Source organism: Nocardiopsis sp. NPDC055879 (assembly GCF_053615935.1).
This window is the reverse complement of the sequence record NZ_JBSHCT010000005.1, coordinates 155,520-172,797: the sequence shown is the minus strand read 5'-3', so window position 1 is coordinate 172,797 and position 17,278 is coordinate 155,520. Positions and strand designations below refer to the sequence as shown.

The following is a 17,278-nucleotide window of genomic DNA, read 5'->3' as shown; positions in this document are numbered from 1 at the left end:
TCCTCGAAGTCCCCGGCCCCTCAGCCGTCCAACGCCCGATCGATGAGTGCGTGCGCGCGCGGCACCCGCCGACGCCCCTCGTCCATCCACAGGCAGTCCTGGAGCAGCCGCACCCGCGTCCAGGCCCGCGCGCGGTCCCGGTCCAGCCCGGCCACCTCGGTGAGCAGGTCGAACCTGCGCCTGGTGGCTCGCACCGGGTCGCCGGTCTCCTCCGCCTCGACCCATCGGTTGCGCAGGGCCGGCAGCAACTCGAAACCGGGATCGCCCACCAGTGGCTTGGGATCGATCGCCAACCAGTCGCCCCGGTCGGTTCCCCGCAGCGGTGCGAGCACGTTCTCGTAGTGCAGGTCCCAGTGCAGCAGTCGGTCGCCCGGGTCGGCGGCGAGCTCCTCGGCGATGGCCGCCCAGCGTTCCAGCACCGATCGCCAGGGCTCCTCCAGATGGGCGGCCCTGGCCTGTCCTCGATCGGCGATGTCACGGGTGATGGGCCCGAGCCCGCGCATCCCCTCCGGGCCCGGGTGGGCGGTCAGCCGAGCCAACAGGGAACCGATGACCTCCAGGGCCGGTTCCAGGGGTTCCTCGTCCAGACGTCGACCCGGGTCGAGGGCCTCCAACAGCATCGCCCCGGTCCGAGGGCCGTGGTCGAGCAGTCGAACCGCGCCCTCCCCGTCCCAGACGCGCAGGGCCAGGGGCTCCCCTTCGGTCTCGGGATCCTGGGGCTGGATCTTGAGCACCGCCGAAGTGCCATCGGCGCGACGTACGGGCACCACCAGGGCCACCGCCCCGTGCATGCTCTCGCCGGCCACGGTCAGCCCCCACTCGTCGAGGTGCCGCACCGTCAGCCCGGGAAGCCGGCGCGCCCACTCCGGGCCGAAGAAGGAGGTGACGGATTCGACCAGGGCCCGTGGCACGGTGACGGGGTGGACGGAGGCGTTGTCCATGAAAGGTCTCCTCGGGTCGGGTCCGCCCCACGATGGCGGGTACGGGCCGGTGCTCGCACCCGCTTTTCGTCATCCGTTCCGCACCCTCCGACGCACCGGGCGCCCCTGTGCCCGTCGTCCCCTGCTCAGCGCATCGACCATCCCGCCCAGCGCCGGCTTGCTCCGGTAGTCCTCGTCGAAGGGCAGCGCGGAATCGTAACCGGGGAACCATTCGGGGATCCACGAATGGGCGTCGGTCACCCCCCACACGCTCACGCCCACACAACGCGAGACCTCCAGGCACGCCTCCACGGCCCGCCGGTACTCCTCGGCCTGGTCCGAGACCGCCTCGTCGGTGACCGGTTCGGCGATGCGCACGTCCAGTTCGCTGATCTCCACGTCCAGCCCCAGGTCCGTGAAGCGTCGCATGTTCTCGGCCAGGTCCTCGGGTACGTCGCCGTGCACGAAGTGCCCTTGGAACCCGATGCCGTGCAACGGCACCCCCTGCTCCAACAGCCCGGAGGCGAGCTCGTACAGGGCGTCGGCCTTGTCCCCGCCGCCCTCGATCCCGAACTCGTTGATGTAGAGCCGGGCCTGTGGGTCGACCTCGTGCGCCATCCACAACGCCTCGGCGATGTAGTCCTCGCCCAAGGTCTGGTACCAGAGGTTCTCGCGCAGCTCGGGGCCGCCGTCCTCGAAGGGTTCGTTGATCACGTCCCAGGAGTCGACCCGACCCTGGTAGCGGCCCAGCAACGCATCCATGTGCTCGCGCATGACCTCGCGCAGCTCGTCGGCGTCGTAGAAACCCTGCGCCAGCCACTCGGGCTGCTGGTTGTGCCACAACAGGGTGTGCCCGCGGATGTCCAGGCCGTGCTCCTCGGCGAAGTCGACCACGGTGTCGGGGCCGCTCCAGTCGAACTCATGACGCTCGGGCTGGACGTGCACCCACTTCATCGTGTTCTCCGCGGTCACCGCCGTGTAGTGGTCGGTGACGACGTCCTGGTAGTCCGAATCGTCCCGCAACGGGTCGACCGCCACGGCCACACCCAACTTGATGCCGTGCGACTCGGCCAACCCGGGCAGGTCGCTCCCCGGTTCCTCCGCCGGTCCGGGCAGGACCACCGCCGCCACCGCCGCCACCACCACGAGGACCACCACGCACACCGCCCCCACCGCGAGCAGCGGCCCTCGCCCGCGTATGGTCGTGCGCCCGATCCCCTCGGCCGTCTTCCGCACCCTGTGGCCCCCGCCCTCTAGTGACCGACGGTGACCGGGAACGTGGCCAGACCACGGACGGTCAACGTGTCGCGCCGGGTGGGCATCGCCGTGGGCCGCAGCCCCGGGACCCTGCGACTCAGCGTCCGCAGGGCGATCTGCCCCTCCAACCGGGCCAGCGGGGCGCCCAGGCAGTAGTGCGTTCCGCCGGAGAAGGCCAGATGCTCCGCGGCGTCGGGCCGGGTGATGTCGAAACGGTCGGGGTCGTCGAAGTGCTCGGGGTCGCGGTTGGCGGACCCGAGCAGGCAGATGACCTGCTGACCGGCGCCGATGGGAACCCCTTCGACCTCGGTGTCCGCACGGGCCCAGCGCCCGGTGAGCTGGACCGGCGAGTCGTAGCGCAGGGTCTCCTCCACCGCCCCGGCCGCCATCTCCGGGTCATCGGCCAGGCGTTCCCACTCCTCACGGTGGCGAAGCAGCGCCATCGTCCCGTTCCCGATCAGGTTCACCGTGGTCTCGAACCCGGCCACCAACAACAGACGGAACATCGACCCCAGCTCGGAGGCGGTCAAAGCGCCCTCATCGAAGTGGGCGACCAGATCGGAGACCACGTCCTCACGCGGGTCCGCCCGCCGTTCGACCATCAAGCGTTCGAGCAACGCGTCCAAATCCGCCGTAGCCTGTCGGATCCGGCCGAGCTGGCGCGCCGAACGGGCCCCGTCCAGGGCGGCGCCGATGACGTTCCCGATGCGGTCGAAGTCGGCCCGATCCTCCTCCGGAACCCCCAACAGGTGACTGATCACCATGATGGGCAAGGGCTGGGCGAAGTCGCGCATCAGGTCGAACCCACCGCGCCGCACGGCGCTGTCGATCAGATCGTCGGCGATCTTCTGGATCACCAACCGGTAGTCCTCCATCCGGCGAGGGGAGAAGGCCGGCTTGGCCAGCTTGCGCAACCGGGTGTGGTCGGGCGGGTCGCGCTGTAGGAACGACAGGTCCATCACGTCGAACTGATCGGGGACCGCCATCTCCGAGGGCGGCGCGACTCCGAAGGCACGGTCGCGCAGGACCCGATGGACGGCCGCGCGCGTGGTGGCGGCGTGGAAGGGCAACCTGCTGGAGACCACCGGACCCCGCTCGCGCAGCCGCCGATAGGTCGGAAAGGGGTTCTCCCGCCAAGGCCAGTGCAGGAGGCGGCTGGGGTGGTCCCCGCTCTGGGCGGCCAACCACGACACGCCGTTGGCGGTGCGCAGTCGCGCGTCGATACGAAGGGTCTCCAGAGTCTTCACGGGCACGCCTCATCCTGTCGGTGGTGTGTTACGACCCTAGATCGGCCTTCCCCCGTGAACCGGTCCGCCCGCCTGGTTGGCCGTGTGTGGCCAGGTGGGAACCATCGGTCCCGGTCCACTCGTTCCCCGAGCCCTTTCGCAGGTGTGCGGTGGACGCGGCGAACTCCACGCACCGGCACGGGATCACACACGTCGACGGTGGTTTCGGTGGGGGCGCCACGCCCTAGACTGGGGCCTCGTTCCACTAAGGACAACGCCGTACAGGCCGGAGGTAGAGGACGTTGGGGCCGCTAGAGAGCACTGATCCGGAGCGGATCGGCCGTTACCGGCTGATCGGGCGCTTGGGCGCCGGTGGTATGGGTCAGGTGTTCTTCGGACGCTCGGCCGGCGGCCGCGCCGTCGCGATCAAGCGCATCCATCCGCACATGGCGGCGGACACCTCCTTCCGGGAGCGGTTCGCCCGCGAGGTGAACGCGGCCCGTCAGGTCAGTGGTGCGTTCACCGCACCGGTGATCGACGCCGGGCCCGACGACGAGGTGCCCTGGCTGGTGACCTCCTACGTTCCCTCACTGCCCCTGGACGAGGCGGTGCAGGCGCACGGTCCGCTGCCGGAGTCGTCGGTGCGGGTGCTGGCCGCCGGCCTGGCCGAGGCACTGGCCGAGATCCACCGGGTGGGGTTGATCCACCGCGACCTCAAGCCCGGCAACGTACTGCTGTCCGAGGACGGCCCGCGAGTGATCGACTTCGGGATCGCGCGGGCCACCGACGGCACCGCGGCCACCCAGTCGGTGATCGGCACCCCGGGCTTCATGAGTCCCGAACAGGTGCAGGGCGAGGCGCTCACCCCCGCCAGCGACCTGTTCGCCTACGGAGCGGTACTGGCCCACGCGGCCTCGGGTGGCGGGCCCTTCGGCGAGGGCAACATGCCCACCATGGTCATGCGCATCATCAGCAAGGAACCCGACCTGTCGGGTGTGCCCGAGTCGCTGCGGCACCTGGTGGCGGCCTGTCTGTCCAAGGACGTCAAGGGTCGCCCCGGCCCCGGCGAGATCCTGGACTACCTGGGCGACGTGCACGCCGGTTCGTCCTGGCTGCCGCCCGCGGTGATGATGGGCGTGCAGGAACAGGTGGCCAAGGTCAACAAGGCCCTGGCGACCTCGACGGCCGACCCTGGCGCCACCGGTGGTCACCAGCGCACAGAGGTGCTGGGCGCGGGCGGGGTCGCGGCCCTGGGCGGGGCGGCCGGAGCGGTCGCCGGAGCCGCCGCCGCGGGCGCGATGGGTGATGACCAGGCCACCCGGGTGGCCGGCCATGGGCAGGACCCCTCGGCAGGGGAGACCTCGGTCCTGGGCGGTCAGGGGCAGCAGACCGGGCAGGGATATCAGCCCACCCAGCAGTATCAACAGGGCTACCAGCCCACACAGCAGGGATACCAGCCCACGCAGCGGTTCCCGGGTGCCCAACAGCAGGCGGGTCCGCCCGCCACCGCGGGTTATGACGCCACCCGACAGCAGCGGCCCGCGGACGATGACCCCTACGCCGACCTGTACGGGGAACGTCGCGGTGCGACCGATCCGCGCCAGGACCAGTATCGCCAGGCCGAGGAACAGCGTCGCCGGCAGATGGAGCAGCAGCGCCATCAGGCCGAGGAACAGCGCCGTAGGCAGGAACAGCAGGACGAACAGCGCCGTCGGCAGGAGGCCGAGCGTGCCCACCGTGACCGGCTGCGCGCCGAGCAGGACGCGGCCCGTCGGGCGCAGTCGGAGGCCCGCCGCGCCGACCAGCCCGGCCTGTGGGGCTTCGTCAAGCTGCTGCCGTTGCTCATCATTCCGCTGATCCAGATCCCGCTGGGTTATGGCGCGGCGTTGGCATGGACGTGGTTCACGACCGAGACCGACGTGTGGACGGGCGTTCCGTACTACTTCGAGCCCTGGAGCATGGACTCGTTCTGGCACGCGACCATGCTGGGCTACTTCATCCTCAACAACCTGGTGGCGTTGGAGTTCCTGGTGCGGTCGTTGCGGACCTCGTTCGTGACCGGCGCGGTGCTGGCGCTGGGTGTGATCGCCGCGACCAACGGGTTGCTGTACAGCTTCGGTTTCTGGGCCTGAGGCTCCGAAGGCACACCGAACCGACTCAAGGCGGGGGCGGGGGACCGACAAGGTTTCCCGCCCCCGCCTCATTGGTGTGATCAGTCGGTGTCCGCGCAGCTCGTAGCGGCTATGGCCTCGAAATTCGGGTTCACTTAACGTGTGCTCAGTTGAGCTGTGCGTAAAAAATCAGCCCGAAACCCTATTGTGGCGGGGTTTCGCTCTTGTTAAGTTGCACCACAAGCTGCATGGGAACGCTCCCAAATTCGGGTTCCCGTGAATGGTAGTCACAAAGACCGACGGAGAAGCACCGTGCACCGACCCCGCTCCCTGGTGTCCCTGGCGGCTCTCGCCCTCACCATCCCCCTCCTGGCCCACGCCGCGCCCGCGTCGGCCGAGACCGGACTCCACGTCGACGACCAGGGTCGACTGGTCCACGCCGACGGCACCGAACTGATCATGCGCGGCGTCAGCCACCCCCACGCCTGGTTCACCGATCGCACCCCCACCGCCCTCGTCGACATCGCCGACCTGGGCGCCAACACCGTGCGCGTCGTCCTCAGCAGCGGCGACCGCTGGGACCGCACCGACGAAGACCAACTCCAGGACATCGTCGCCCAGTGCGCAGACCTGGGCCTGGTGTGCGTGTTGGAGGTCCACGACACCACCGGCTACGGCGAGGACGCCGAGGCGGCCACCCTGGACCAGGCCGTCGACTACTGGATCGACGTCCAAAGCGCCCTCCAGGGCGCCGAAGACCACATCATCGTCAACATCGGCAACGAGCCCTACGGCAACGACGAGACCACCAACCAGGGCTGGGCACTCGACACCTCCGACGCGATCGTGCGCCTACGCGAGGCCGGTTTCGACCACACGCTGGTCGTAGACGCCCCCAACTGGGGCCAGGACTGGCAGGGCACCATGCGCGAGGCCGCCCCCGAGGTCGCCGACGCGGATCCCCACGACAACACCGTCTTCTCCATCCACATGTACGGCGTCTACGAACAGGAGTCGACCGTCGTCGACTACCTGGAACACTTCACCGACGCCGGAGTTCCCCTGATCATCGGCGAGTTCGGCCACGACCACAGCGACGGCGACCCCGACGAGGACGCCATCATGGCCCACGCCGACCGCCTGGGACTGGGCTACATCGGCTGGTCCTGGAGCGGCAACAGCGGCGGCGTGGAATACCTCGACATGGTCGAGGACTTCGACGCCGACCGGATGACCGGGTGGGGAGAGCGCATCTTCCACGGCCCCAACGGCATCGCCACCGGTGACTGAGGAACGCGCTCCGCTCAACACCGAACCCCCGCGAACCCCCCTCGAAAGGACACCCCCATGAGAACGCTCGCCAGGACCGGAGCCCTCACCGCCTCGGCCGCCCTCGTCGGCGGCCTGGCCCTGACCTTGAGCGCGGAGTCGGCCGAGGCGCACGGCGCCTTCACCTACCCGGCCAGCCGCACCTACGCCTGTTACGCCGACGGCATCGAGGGCGGCCAGGGCGGCAACGTCGAGCCCACCAACCCCGCCTGCGCCGACGCCCTGGAGGAGGGCGGCAGCTACCCGTTCTGGAACTGGTTCGGCAACCTGATCAGCGACGCCGACGGCCGCCACCAGGAGGTCGTGGCCGACGGCGAGCTGTGCGGTCCCACCGCCGACTTCGCCGCCTTCAACGCGGTGCGCTCGGACTGGCCCACCACGTCGCTGCCCTCGGGGCAGACGGTCGAGTTCCACCACAACGCCTGGGCCCACCACCCCGGCACCTTCTACACCTACGTCACGAGCCCGGGTTGGTCGCCCGACTCCCCGCTGAACTGGTCCGACCTGGAGCTGATCAACGAGGTCACCGACCCGCCGCTGAGCGAGGGCGGAGTCGAGGGCGCCGAGTACCGCTGGGACGTCGACCTGCCCGAGCGTTCGGGGCAGCACGTCATCTACGTGGTCTGGGAGCGCTCCGACAGCCCCGAGGCCTTCTACAACTGCTCCGACGTCGTCTTCCAATAGGCGGCCTTCGTCTCGCGCCGCCGCTTCGCCCGGGCCGATCCGTCGCCCACCACCGGCCCTCGGCGAAGGAGACGCTCTGGCGCCTTCGGTGTGATGGTGAAAAGCGTGCCATCCCACCGTCGGCACCTCCTCGGGTTCCCGGAGGACAGGGCCTGAGGGCGCCCGAAAGGCGACCCCTCGTGGTCCTCCCTCTGGGGATGGGGCCCGGTCTCGCAGGAGGAGGCCGGGCCCTCGACCCGTTCACCGCCCGGGAGTCACCCGGCGCACGACCCGGTCACCGGCGCCGAGGCGCCTGGCCCAGCAGGTGGACCAGGGCGCGGCGAGCCGAGTCCACGTGCTCCTCGGCGGCCCGGGCCGGCTCCTCGCCGGGGCCGCGGCTCATCAGGCGCACCAGGTGGTGGTGTTCGGCCACCAACAGGTCGCGATAGTGGGCCTGGTCGTGTTCGATGCGGGTCAGCTGGATCAGGCGTACCTGGGAGCGCACGCCGTGCCAGGCGTCGGTGAGGCGGCTGTTGTCGGCGATGGCGTAGACACGGTCGTGGAAGGCCAGGTCCAGGGCGATCAGGGTCAGTCCGTCGGCGTCACCCTCCAGGGCGCGTGCCATGGCCTGGACCAGTGATTCGAGTTCGGCCAGGTGGGCGGGGGTCATGCGGGAGGCGGCGGTGAGGGTGGCCAACCGGTCCAGGGCGGCCCGCACGGTGTAGACCTCGTCGACGTCCTTTGGACCCACATCGATCACGCGGGCGCCGCGGTGCCACTCGCTGCGCACGAGCCCCTCGCGTTCGAGCATGGCCAGTCCCTCGCGCACCGACCCGCGGCTCACGTCCAGGGAGGCGGCCAGTTCGACCTCGCGCAGGGGAGAGCCGGGGGAGACCCGTCCGTCCAGGATGGACTCTCGGACGCGGTCGGCCGCTTCGTGGGCCAGGCCCCGTCTGCGGGCTCGTCGCATTCCACCGTTATCGCCGTCGTCTCGTGCCACGTCGCAAAAGTGTACGGCGTACACCGGCGCGGACAAGAATCCTTCGGGTCTCGGTACCGCTTCGATGTACAAATGTTGACATTGTGACAACACAGGGTCGAATATGGGGCCCCGTACGGGGTTTCGACTCCGTGGTCCGGGTCCCGTCCTGACCCGGACCACGGGCTCTCCGATTCTCTCAGGGTGCCCCGGCCCTTCTTCACGCCCGCGCTCGTTCGCGGTGCCCTTTCCTCTCTCGCGTCGCCCTCGAAGGCGCTGCCCAGGCTCGGTCATCCGACCTTTTCGCTGTTCACGTGTCTGAAATGTGCCTCAAGCACGTCTTGACCCGGTGATCGGGATCACTTATGTTCACCTTAAGAACACGTGTTCGCAAAGCGTACATCCGTGTGTTTCGCGCCCCCCGTTGGAGATCCCATGCGCCTGTCCCCGGCACTCGCGGTCGCCGCGTCCGCCGCACTCCTGGCCACCGCGGCCTGTTCCCCCTCAGAGGAGGGCACGGGCGAAGGAGAACTCACCACCGTCACCGCCGGCGTCATCCCCATCGTGGACGTCGCCCCCATCTACCTGGGCGTCGACCAGGGGTTCTTCAGTGACCGCGGCATCGACCTGCGACTGGAGTCCGGTTCCGGCGGCGCCGCCATCGTCCCCGGCGTCATCAGCGGTGAGTTCGACTTCGCCTTCAGCAACATCGTCTCGCTCATCGTCGCCCGCGAGCAGGGACTGCCCCTGACCACGCTCACCAACGGCGTCACCAGCGCGGGAGAACAGGGCGCCGACTTCGGTGGCGTGTTCGTCCTCGACGACAGCGACGTCACCGGCGCCGCCGACCTCGAAGGCCTGACCGTGGCCGCCAACAACCTCAACAACATCGGCGACACCACCGTCCGCCAGTCCGTGCGCGCCGACGGCGGCGACCCCGCCGAGGTCGACTTCGTCGAACTGCCCTTCCCCGACATGCCCGCCGCGTTGGAGACCGGCCAGATCGACGCCGTCTGGGCCGTGGAACCGTTCGCCTCCACCATCCGAGACGCCGGCCACCGCGAGATCGCCTCCAACTTCGTCGACACCCACCCCGATCTGTCCGTGGCCGCCTACTTCACCGGCGAGGACCGCCTGGCCCAGGACCCCGAACTCTTCGCCGACATCACCGCGGCCCTGGAGGAGTCCCTGGCCTACGCCGAGGACAACCCCGACGAGGTCCGCCGCATCCTCGGCACCTACACCGAGATCGACGAAGCGGTCATCGAGCAGATGGTCCTGCCCCGCTTCCCCGCGCGGATCAACGACGAATCCGTCCAGACCCTGGCCGAACTGATGGTCACCGACGGACTCATCGAGTCCGAGCCCGACCTGGACGCGCTCCTGCCCTGACCCGCCCACGCCCCACCTTCCGAACCACCACAGCCCCCCGCCGGTGTCCCCATCCAGTCCCTGTCCCGTCCCAGGAGAGAACACATGACCGCGAACAAGACCACCCTGGGGGTGCTCGCCGCCGGCGCAGCACTCACCCTGACCGTCACCGCCTGTGGCGGTGAGGCGGACGGCGCCGCCGACGAGGGTGGACTCACCCCCATCACCGTGGGCGTACTGCCGATCACCGCGGTGGCCCCGCTCTACCTGGGTGTGGAACAGGGCCTCTTCGAGGAACAGGGTCTGGACGTGACCATCGAGACCGGCGGCGGTGGCGCCACCACCGTGCCCCGTGTGGTCAGCGGCGAACTCGACTTCGCCTTCGGCAACCTCGCCTCGGTCATCATCGCCCGTGAGCAGGGACTGCCCCTGACCGTGGTCGCCAACGGCATGACCACCACCGGCGACGCCGCCACCGACTACAGCGCCCTGGTCGTACCGCCCGACAGCGACGTCACGAGCGCCGCCGACCTCGACGGCGCCACCGTGGCCATCGACAACCTCAACAACATCGGCGACACCTCCGTGCGCAACTCGGTGCGCGTGGCCGGTGGCGACCCCACCGACCTCGAATTCATCGAACTCGCCTTCCCCGACATGCCCAGCGCCCTGAGCAACGGCCAGGTCGACGCCGCCTGGGTGGTCGAGCCCTTCCTGACCATCGCCCTGGAACAGGGCGCCACCGAGATCGCCGGCAACTTCGTCGACCTGCACGAGGACCTGTCCATCGCCGCCTACTTCACCGGCGAGGAACTCCTCCAAGGCGACCCCGAGACCGCGGACGCCTTCACCGAGGCCATGGACGCCTCCCTGGCCTACGCCGAGGACAACCCCGACGAGGCGGCCCAGATCCTCACCACCTACACCGAGATCGATGAGGCGATCATCGACGACCTGCGCTGGCCGCGCTTTCCCACCGAGATCGACACCGACGCCGTGGCCACCCTCGCCGACCTGATGGTCACCGACGGCATCCTCGACGCCGACCCCGACCTGGACACCCTCATCCGATGAGCACCGCCACCACTTCGGCCCCGACCCCGGGTGGCACCCGCCGCCCGGGCGCTCGGGCGCGCACCGCACCCAATCGGCCCCTGCTCGGTCTCCTGGGCGTCGCCGTCTTCCTCCTGCTCTGGGAAGCCACGCCCCGCCTGGGCGTGGTGCCCGAACGCTACTTCCCGCCCGTCTCCGAGGTCCTGACCACCCTCGCCGAACGCGCGCTCACCGCCCCGTTCTGGCAGGCCGTGGGGCACACCCTGTACGGATGGGCCCTGGGGCTGGCCATCGCCTTCGTCGCCGCCGTCCTCCTCGGCTTCGCCCTGGGAGCGGCACCACGCGTGCGGGCCTTCACCACCTCCACCGTCGACTTCCTGCGCCCCATCCCGTCGGTGGCCCTGATCCCGCTGGCCGTGCTCATGTACGGCACCGACATCCGCTCCACCCTGCTCCTGGTGATCTACGCCTGCTTCTGGCTCATCTACATCCAGGTGCTCTACGGGGTCGCCGACGTCGACCCGGTCGCCGAGCAGACCGCCCGTTCCTACGGACTGGGACGTCTGGCCCGCATCCGCCACGTCGTGTGGCCCACCACGCTGCCGTACCTGATGACCGGGCTGCGCCTGGCCGCCGCGGTCGGACTCATCCTGTCCATCACCGCCCAGCTCATCATCGGCTCACCCGGCATCGGACAGCAGATCACCACCGCCCAACAGGGCAACGCCATCGCCCTGGTCTACGCCTGGATCATCGCCACCGGCATCCTCGGCGTGGTCATCAACATCGGTGTGCGCGCCCTGGAGCGTCGAGTCCTGCGCTGGCACACCTCCGTGCGCGGGGAGGCCACCACATGAGCCGCACCACCCTGGGCGAGTCCACGCCCCCCACCCACACCCCGCCGACGAACCCGACCGAACAGGAGAGCCCCGTGGCCCGCACCCGGCGGCGCCGCCCCGGCGGCCGAGGACCGGCCGGCGCGGCCCTGCGCACCGCGCACGTCCTGCTCCTACCCGCCGTGCTCATCGGCGTGTACTGGGCCTTCACCGCACAACCCGGCGCCGGCTTCTACACGCCCACCCCGTCCGCCATCGGCACCGCCTTCGTCGAACTGTGGTTCTCCGAGCGGTTCTTCGTCGACGTCCTGCCCAGCCTGGGCCGCCTCGCCATCGGCTTCGCACTGGCCGCCCTCATCGGAGTCGGCCTCGGCGTCCTCCTGGGTCTGGACGCTCGCGTACGCGCCGCCATCGAACCCGTCCTGGAGTTCCTGCGCGCCATCCCGCCGCCCGTCCTGGTGCCGTTGATGATCATGCTCGCCGGCATCGACGACACCATGAAGATCACCGTCATCGTCTTCGGGTGCGTGTGGCCCGTCCTGCTCAACACCGTCGAGGGCGTGCGCGCCGTCGACCCCGTCCTGTCCGACACCGCGCGCTGCTACGGCATCACCGGCACCACCCGCCTGCGTGTGCTCATCCTGCGCTCGGCCAGTCCCCAGATCATGGCCGGCCTGCGCCTGGCACTGGCCCTGGCCATCATCCTCATGGTCATCAGCGAGATGTTCGCCAGCTCCAGCGGCCTGGGCTTCGCCATCGTGCAGTTCCAGCGCACCTTCGCCATCCCCGAGATGTGGGCCGGCATGGTCCTGCTCGGCATCATCGGCTTCCTGCTCTCGGCCCTGTTCGAACTCGTCGAAGGCCGCGTCCTGGGCTGGTACCGCGGCCTGCGCGCCGCACACCGGGGAGAGTGACCCATGACCAGCACCCACGAACACGCCTCGCACCACCTGGGAGAACGCCCCACCATGCTCAAGGTCACCGGTCTGCAGAAGATCTACAACGGGGGCGCCACGGCGGTGGAGGCCGTGCGCGACCTGACCTTCGAACTCGCCGAAGGCGAACTCGTCTGCCTCGTCGGACCCTCCGGCTGCGGCAAGACCACCCTGCTCAAGTGCATCGCCGGCCTCATGGCCCCCACCAGCGGCACCGTCGAGCTGGACGGACGGCCCGTTCTCTCACCACCACCGGGCATGGCCGTGGTCTTCCAGGAATATGGACGCAGCCTCTTCGCCTGGATGAGCGTGCGGGACAACGTCGAACTCCCCCTCAAGGAGAAGAAGCTCCCCAAGGCCCGCCGCGCCGAACTGGTCACCGAATCACTCGCCGCGGTCGGCCTGACCGACTTCGCCGACGCCTACCCCTGGCAGCTCTCCGGCGGCATGCAACAGCGCGTGGCCATCGCCCGCGCCGTGGCCTACGAGCCGCAGGTGCTGCTCATGGACGAACCCTTCGCCGCCGTGGACGCCCAGACCCGAGCCGACCTGGAGGACCTGGTCCGCCGGCTCTGGAAGCGCCTGGGCGTGACCGTCCTGTTCGTCACCCACGACATCGACGAAGCCGTCTACCTGGGCGAACGCGTCCTGGTGCTGTCCAACTCACCTACAGTCGTCCAGGACGACATCACCGTGGACCTGCCCGCCGAACGCGACCAGCTCACCACCCGCCAGGACGAACGCTTCACCCACCTGCGCGCCCACGTCTACGCGCAGATCCAACAGGCCAAGAAGGGCACCACCGAACCCGCCGCCTAGGGCCTGACCCCTCCGAACGGCCGCATCACCAACGAAACACAAGGAGCCCATCGTGAGCCTGCTCGACGCCGACAAGTTCACCTCCGCCGTCTTCACCGGCACCTGGACCCCGGCCAAGGGAGGCGACACCGAGGTCGTCTCGCCCTCCTCGGGCACCGTCCTGGGCCGCATCGGCATCGCCGACGCCGACGACGTCCACGAGGCCGCCGAACGCGCGGCCAAGGCCCAGACCGGCTGGGCCGCCACCTCCTTCGAGGAACGCGCCGCCATCCTGCGCCGGGCCGGAGACATCCTCAACGCCAACGCCGAGGAGATCTCGTACTGGTTGAGCCACGAGGGCGGCGCCGCCGCCGGCATGGCCGGCTTCCAGGTACACGTGGCCTCCGAGGAGTGCTACGAGGCCGCCGCCCTGGCCTCCCAACCGCACGGCGAGATCCTGCGCACCGCCAAGCCGCGCCTGAGCTTCTCCCGCCAGGTGCCCGTGGGCGTGGTCGGGGTCATCGCGCCCTTCAACGTCCCGCTCATCCTGGGCATCCGCTCCGTGGCCCCCGCGCTGGCCGTGGGCAACTCCGTCATCCTCAAGCCCGACCCGCGCACCGCCGTCTGCGGTGGCGCGGTCCTGGCCGAGGTGTTCCGTCAGGCCGGAGTCCCCGAAGGCGTCTTCCAGGTCCTGCCCGGCGGCGCGGAGGCCGGCCAGGCCCTGGTCGCCACCCCGCCCGTGCGCGTCATCTCCTTCACCGGATCCACCCCGGCCGGACGCAAGGTCGGCGAGGCCGCCGCCCGCCACCTCAAGCGCGCCCACCTGGAACTGGGCGGCAACTCGCCCCTGGTCGTCCTCGACGACGCCGACGTGGACGCCGCGGCCTCCATCGGCGCCTGGGGCTCCTTCCTGCACCAGGGGCAGATCTGCATGACCACCGGCCGCCACCTGGTGCACGAGTCGATCGCCGACGCCTACGTCGAGAAGCTCGCGGCCAAGGCCGAGGCCCTGGTGGTGGGCAGCACCGAAAAGGACGGTTCCGCACTCGGACCCGTCATCGACGCCGGTCAACGCGACAAGATCCACGGGTTGGTGACCGACAGCGTCGAGGCCGGCGCCGAGCTGCGCGCCGGTGGCACCTACGACGGCCTGTACTACCGGCCCACCGTCCTGGACCGGGTCACCCCGACCACCGCGGCCTACGCCGAGGAGGTCTTCGGTCCGGTCGCCCCGGTGGCGCGCTTCTCCACCATCGACGAACTCGTCGAGATCGCCGGTGCCACCGAGTACGGGCTGTCCTTGGGCGTGATCACCACCAACCCCATGCGGGGGCTGGAGATCGCCGATCGCATTCCCAGCGGCATCGTGCACATCAACGACCAGACGGTCGACGACGAGGCCGTGGCGCCCTTCGGTGGCGTGGGCGACTCGGGCACGGGCTCGCGCTTCGGCGGCACCCGCGCCAACATGGAGGCCTTCACCGAGACCCAGTGGGTGACCATGCAGGCCGACCCCGCCCGCTACCCCTTCTAGACCGGCCGGGGGGGGGGGGGGGGGGGGGCCGGCGCCCCCCCCCCCCCCCCGCCCCCCCCCCCCGCCACCCCCTACCCCGCCGGCGGGGGGGCGGGGGGCCCCGCCCGCCCCCCCAAACGACCCGAGTCACCCGCGTTACCCGTGCTGAGCACGGATCCCGTCGAGGAGGAAGTCGGTGCGACGGTCGTACGCGTCCCGGGACGGGCGGGTGCCGTGTTTGAGGGCGAGCGCGTTGTCGACGATGAGCGCGTGGAGATCCTCCGTCGTGAACCCGGGTCGTAGGGTTCCACAGGCGTGACCGGCCGCGACGAGTTCGTCGTTGATCTCTCCCGCTGCCCGACAGATGTCCATGAGCTGCCGTGAGTGCGGGTACTCCTGCAGCAGGACGTCGTTGGCGGTGGGTTGGCGGTACTGCAGATCGCGGATCGCGGTGAGGTAGTACGCGACCCGCTCTCCAGCTCCTTCGAGGGAGCGCGCGTGGTCGATGACGGCGTGGAGCTCGTTCGCGACGACCTCTTCGATGACGGCCTCGATGAGTCCGACCCGGCCACCGAACCGGTTGAAGATCGTGGCCTTGCTCACCCCCGCCGCCTTGGCCACCTCTTCCAACGGCACGCCCAGACCCCGCCCCTGGAAGGCGTCGATCGCGGCACGGCGGATCTGCTCCGTGTTGCGCCGGGCGTCGGCGCGCAGCCGAGGCTTCGGGGGAGTCCCATCCGTCATGTTCCCCACCGTCCCTCGCCACCGCCACCGTAATTTGACTCGTGGGGTCAGGTTATCTAGCGTCGACGACGGAAGCGAAATTGACCCCACTGGTCAACTTGTGCGACGGCGTGCCGCCGGGGTGCCCACCAGTGCGGGCACACAAGGAAGGGCCGCGAACATGATCGTCGTCACCGGTGCCACCGGCTCCCTCAACGGGGCCACCGTCGAGCACCTCCTCAAGCGCCTGCCGGCCGACCGGATCGGCGTCAGCGTGCGCGACGTCGCCAAGGCGCGGCACTTCGCGGACCGCGGTGTACGCGTACGACAGGCCGCCTACGATGACCCGGCCGCCCTGCGCCACTCCTTCGCCGGCGCCGACCAGGTGCTCCTGGTCTCCGGCAACGACCCGACGGCCGACATGGTGGGCCTGCACCGCAACGCGATCGAGGCGGCGGTCGCGGCCGGCGCCCACAGGATCCTGTACACGAGCCAACAGGGCGCCACGACCGAGGGCCCCTACCCACCGGCGGCCATCCACGCCGCCACCGAGGAGATCCTCGCCGGTTCGGGGGCCGCGTGGACCTCCTTGCGCAACGGCTTCTTCACGCACGACTTCGAAGCCATGCTCGGACCCTGGCGACGCACCGGGACGATCGCCGCCCCGGCCGACGGGCCCGTCCCGTGGACCGCCCCCGCCGACCTGTCCGAGGCCACTGCGTTCGTTCTCTCCGGTGACCGCTCCTTCGACGGAGCCATCACCCTGATCTCCGGTGAGGCCGTCACCCTCGACGACTTCGCCGCTCTCCTCTCCCGCCTCAGTGACCGCACCATCGAACGCGTCGTCGTGGACGACGAACAGTGGGTCGCCGATCAGGTGGCGAACGGTCTTCCGGAGCAGGCGGCCCGCTTCATGCTCACCATGTTCCGCGCGACCCGCGAGGGTTACTTCGCCGAACAGGATCCGCTGTTGGCCGAACTCCTCGGTCGTGAACCCCGAGGCGTCGCCGCCCAGCTCGCGGAGCAGATCGCCGTCTGAAGGGCTCGGGCGACCGATCGAGGGCGAGCGCCACGGGATTCATCGCCGTGGAGATTCCTCCCGAGGAGACCATTCCGGCCGATGGTCGGGGTGGTCGGAGAACGGAAGGGCGAGCAGGGGAAGAACGACTTCCTCGTACTCGCGGAGCAGAGCCTCCCCTTCCGGATGTTCGACCAGGTCGGCGTGGAGCAGTTCGTACCGTTCGATGAGGCGCCTGGTGGACTCCAACCTCCTCAGGGCGTGCGCGGGGTCGTTCCGGACGATGTGCTCCGAGCGCGCTCGCTCTCCTGGACCGCCTTCGCCGGAGGTCGGCGCCACGGTCTCGCCGTCGGCGGACTCCACACGGCCCGACCGGGCCGACCACGTCCGCGCGGCGGAGGAGGCTCCAGCGGCGAGCGCGCCCCGCCAGTGTTCGTCCATCCGCGCCCGCAGGAACGAGACCAAAGCGTCCAACGAATCCCCCTGATCGTCTCGGTGTTCCCTGACGTTTCCGACCGTCGAGGGAACACCGGCCCGGACCATCCC

The 17,278-nt window shown here is 69.9% G+C and carries 16 protein-coding genes; 10 read left to right on the top strand and 6 right to left on the bottom strand.

Going from position 1 to position 17,278, the window contains the following annotated elements:
* Positions 1-20: 20 nt before the first annotated feature.
* From ACWGKS_RS07615 to ACWGKS_RS07605, 3 genes are all read right to left on the bottom strand, one after another.
* On the bottom strand, positions 21-941 hold the full coding sequence (locus tag ACWGKS_RS07615; RefSeq protein ID WP_452522095.1) for an aminoglycoside phosphotransferase family protein: 921 nt from the start codon (positions 939-941) through the stop codon (positions 21-23).
* Positions 942-1,010: 69 nt separating this feature from the next.
* Positions 1,011-2,156, bottom strand: a complete 1,146-nt coding sequence (locus tag ACWGKS_RS07610) for an endo-1,4-beta-xylanase (protein ID WP_452522093.1) — start codon at positions 2,154-2,156, stop codon at positions 1,011-1,013.
* Positions 2,157-2,173: 17 nt separating this feature from the next.
* On the bottom strand, positions 2,174-3,424 hold the full coding sequence (locus tag ACWGKS_RS07605) for a cytochrome P450 (RefSeq protein ID WP_452522161.1): 1,251 nt from the start codon (positions 3,422-3,424) through the stop codon (positions 2,174-2,176).
* Positions 3,425-3,705: 281 nt separating this feature from the next.
* Between ACWGKS_RS07605 and ACWGKS_RS07600 the strand changes: the two genes are divergently transcribed.
* From ACWGKS_RS07600 to ACWGKS_RS07590, 3 genes are all read left to right on the top strand, one after another.
* Positions 3,706-5,535: a serine/threonine protein kinase gene (locus ACWGKS_RS07600; RefSeq protein WP_452522091.1), complete on the top strand. Its 1,830-nt coding sequence runs from the start codon at positions 3,706-3,708 to the stop codon at positions 5,533-5,535.
* Positions 5,536-5,826: 291 nt separating this feature from the next.
* Complete coding sequence (locus ACWGKS_RS07595; RefSeq protein ID WP_452522089.1) at positions 5,827-6,804, top strand: glycoside hydrolase family 5 protein; 978 nt, start codon at positions 5,827-5,829, stop codon at positions 6,802-6,804.
* 57 nt (positions 6,805-6,861) lie between these two features.
* Positions 6,862-7,527, top strand: a complete 666-nt coding sequence (locus ACWGKS_RS07590) for a lytic polysaccharide monooxygenase auxiliary activity family 9 protein (protein ID WP_452522087.1) — start codon at positions 6,862-6,864, stop codon at positions 7,525-7,527.
* Positions 7,528-7,801: 274 nt separating this feature from the next.
* On the opposite strand, the gene ACWGKS_RS07585 is transcribed toward ACWGKS_RS07590, so the two are convergent.
* Positions 7,802-8,506: a GntR family transcriptional regulator gene (locus ACWGKS_RS07585; protein WP_452455115.1), complete on the bottom strand. Its 705-nt coding sequence runs from the start codon at positions 8,504-8,506 to the stop codon at positions 7,802-7,804.
* A 414-nt stretch (positions 8,507-8,920) separates the two neighbouring features.
* Between ACWGKS_RS07585 and ACWGKS_RS07580 the strand changes: the two genes are divergently transcribed.
* From ACWGKS_RS07580 to ACWGKS_RS07555, 6 genes are all read left to right on the top strand, one after another.
* The gene (locus ACWGKS_RS07580) at positions 8,921-9,877 is read left to right on the top strand and encodes an ABC transporter substrate-binding protein (RefSeq protein WP_358504711.1); all 957 of its coding nucleotides are present in this window, start codon (positions 8,921-8,923) and stop codon (positions 9,875-9,877) included.
* A gap of 84 nt (positions 9,878-9,961) precedes the next feature.
* Entirely contained in the window at positions 9,962-10,930 is a 969-nt protein-coding gene (locus tag ACWGKS_RS07575; protein ID WP_452455116.1) for an ABC transporter substrate-binding protein, read from the top strand.
* Complete coding sequence (locus ACWGKS_RS07570; protein WP_358504717.1) at positions 10,927-11,766, top strand: ABC transporter permease; 840 nt, start codon at positions 10,927-10,929, stop codon at positions 11,764-11,766. Before ACWGKS_RS07575 ends, ACWGKS_RS07570 begins: the two co-directional genes overlap by 4 nt.
* Positions 11,763-12,659, top strand: a complete 897-nt coding sequence (locus ACWGKS_RS07565) for an ABC transporter permease (protein WP_358504720.1) — start codon at positions 11,763-11,765, stop codon at positions 12,657-12,659. The genes ACWGKS_RS07570 and ACWGKS_RS07565 overlap by 4 nt, the downstream gene beginning before the upstream one ends.
* Before the next feature lie 54 nt (positions 12,660-12,713).
* Entirely contained in the window at positions 12,714-13,499 is a 786-nt protein-coding gene (locus tag ACWGKS_RS07560; RefSeq protein WP_358505025.1) for an ABC transporter ATP-binding protein, read from the top strand.
* A gap of 52 nt (positions 13,500-13,551) precedes the next feature.
* The gene (locus tag ACWGKS_RS07555; RefSeq protein ID WP_452455117.1) at positions 13,552-15,012 is read left to right on the top strand and encodes an aldehyde dehydrogenase family protein; all 1,461 of its coding nucleotides are present in this window, start codon (positions 13,552-13,554) and stop codon (positions 15,010-15,012) included.
* 135 nt (positions 15,013-15,147) lie between these two features.
* Here the strand turns inward: ACWGKS_RS07555 and ACWGKS_RS07550 are convergent, their stop codons facing one another.
* Entirely contained in the window at positions 15,148-15,735 is a 588-nt protein-coding gene (locus tag ACWGKS_RS07550) for a TetR/AcrR family transcriptional regulator (RefSeq protein ID WP_452522084.1), read from the bottom strand.
* Positions 15,736-15,895: 160 nt separating this feature from the next.
* On the opposite strand from ACWGKS_RS07550, the gene ACWGKS_RS07545 reads away from it, so the two are divergent.
* Positions 15,896-16,753, top strand: coding sequence for an NmrA family NAD(P)-binding protein (locus ACWGKS_RS07545; protein ID WP_358504728.1), 858 nt, complete (start codon positions 15,896-15,898; stop codon positions 16,751-16,753).
* Between the two features lie 39 nt (positions 16,754-16,792).
* Here ACWGKS_RS07545 and ACWGKS_RS07540 read toward each other — a convergent pair whose 3' ends face one another.
* Positions 16,793-17,206 (bottom strand): DUF6221 family protein, encoded by a 414-nt coding sequence (locus tag ACWGKS_RS07540; protein WP_358504731.1) that lies wholly within the window; start codon positions 17,204-17,206, stop codon positions 16,793-16,795.
* Between the last annotated feature and the right edge of the window lie 72 nt (positions 17,207-17,278).

Bases quoted from the DNA above. Each gene is read 5' to 3' on its own strand.
- ACWGKS_RS07615 (WP_452522095.1), bottom strand. From the start codon at position 941: ATGGACAACGCCTCCGTCCACCCCGTCACCGTGCCACGGGCCCTGGTC.
- ACWGKS_RS07590 (WP_452522087.1), top strand. From the start codon at position 6,862: ATGAGAACGCTCGCCAGGACCGGAGCCCTCACCGCCTCGGCCGCCCTC.
- ACWGKS_RS07580 (WP_358504711.1), top strand. From the start codon at position 8,921: ATGCGCCTGTCCCCGGCACTCGCGGTCGCCGCGTCCGCCGCACTCCTG.
- ACWGKS_RS07575 (WP_452455116.1), top strand. From the start codon at position 9,962: ATGACCGCGAACAAGACCACCCTGGGGGTGCTCGCCGCCGGCGCAGCA.
- ACWGKS_RS07570 (WP_358504717.1), top strand. From the start codon at position 10,927: ATGAGCACCGCCACCACTTCGGCCCCGACCCCGGGTGGCACCCGCCGC.
- ACWGKS_RS07565 (WP_358504720.1), top strand. From the start codon at position 11,763: ATGAGCCGCACCACCCTGGGCGAGTCCACGCCCCCCACCCACACCCCG.
- ACWGKS_RS07560 (WP_358505025.1), top strand. From the start codon at position 12,714: ATGCTCAAGGTCACCGGTCTGCAGAAGATCTACAACGGGGGCGCCACG.
- ACWGKS_RS07550 (WP_452522084.1), bottom strand. From the start codon at position 15,735: ATGACGGATGGGACTCCCCCGAAGCCTCGGCTGCGCGCCGACGCCCGG.
- ACWGKS_RS07545 (WP_358504728.1), top strand. From the start codon at position 15,896: ATGATCGTCGTCACCGGTGCCACCGGCTCCCTCAACGGGGCCACCGTC.